Source organism: Winogradskyella sp. ABM4_392 (assembly GCF_056160445.1).
The window spans coordinates 1-1451 of the sequence record NZ_JBSWXE010000014.1 but is presented as its reverse complement, the minus strand read 5'-3'; the positions used below and the strand labels follow the sequence as shown (position 1 = coordinate 1451).

General features: G+C 41.5%; 1 pseudogene. It reads left to right on the top strand.

Going from position 1 to position 1451, the window contains the following annotated elements:
- Positions 1–1451: pseudogene (locus tag ACXAFS_RS15260) on the top strand (gliding motility-associated C-terminal domain-containing protein); the annotation flags it as partial.

Here is a 1451-nt window from a genome sequence, read left to right as displayed (position 1 = left end):
GATACTACGGATCCTACAATCTCTGTTCCTGCAGATGTCACTATAGAGTGTACTGAAGATGAGTCTTCTGCTAATACTGGTGTTGCTACTGGTGCTGATACTTGTGGTACAGTTACTATTACTGAATCAGACGTAGAGACTGCAGCTTGTGGTAATACAAAAACTATTGTTAGAACTTGGACCGTAACGGATGAGTGTGGTAACAGCGTTTCTGCTGACCAAACTATTACAGTGGTCGATACTACTGATCCTACGATTACAGTTCCTGCGGATGTCACTATTGAGTGTACCGAAGATGAGTCTTCTGCTAATACTGGTGTTGCTACTGGTGCAGATACTTGTGGTACAGTAACCATTACAGAATCAGACGTTGAAACTGGAGCTTGTGGTAATACAAAAACTATTGTTAGAACTTGGACCGTAACGGATGAGTGTGGTAACAGCGTATCTGCTGACCAAACCATTACAGTTGTCGATACAACTCCACCTACAATCTCTGTTCCTGCTGATATTACTATTGAATGTACTGAAGATGAGTCTTCTGCTAATACTGGTGTTGCTACTGGTGCAGACACTTGTGGTACAGTAACGATTACAGAATCAGACGTAGAGACTGCAGCTTGTGGTAATACTAAAACTATTGTTAGAACTTGGACCGTAACGGATGAGTGTGGTAACAGCGTATCTGCTGACCAGACTATTACTGTGGTTGATACTACACCTCCAACTATAGATAATACAAATACAGATAATATTGTTATTCAATGTGGTGTGACACCTGATGGTACATTAGAAGCTTGGCTTGCTAATAATGCTGGTGCTACTGCTAATGATACTTGTGGTACGGTGACATGGTCTAATGACTATGGATCTAATACTGACGTAGATTGTGCTAATGGTGCTATTACAGTGACATTTACTGCTACGGATGAGTGTGGTAACGCTTCGAATACTACAGCTACATATTCTATTATTGATACAGTTGACCCTGTATTAACTATTCCTGCCGATGCTACAGTTGAATGTACTGATGATACATCACCTGCAAGTACTGGCACTGCTACTGCAACTGATGATTGCGCAGTTCCTAATGTAACTTTCAGTGATACAGAAGTAGCAGCTTGTGGTAATACTAAAACTATAACAAGAACATGGACAGCTACAGATGCATGTGGTAACAGCGTTTCTGCTGATCAAACCATTACGGTTGTTGATACTACTGACCCTACGATTACAGTTCCTGCGGATATCACTATTGAGTGTACCGAAGATGAGTCTTCTGCCAATACTGGTGTTGCTACTGGTGCAGATACTTGTGGTACAGTAACTATTACTGAGTCAGACGTTGAAACGGCTGCTTGTGGTAATACAAAAACTATTGTTAGAACTTGGACCGTAACGGATGAGTGTGGTAACAGCGTATCTGCTGACCAAACGATCACTGTGGTTGA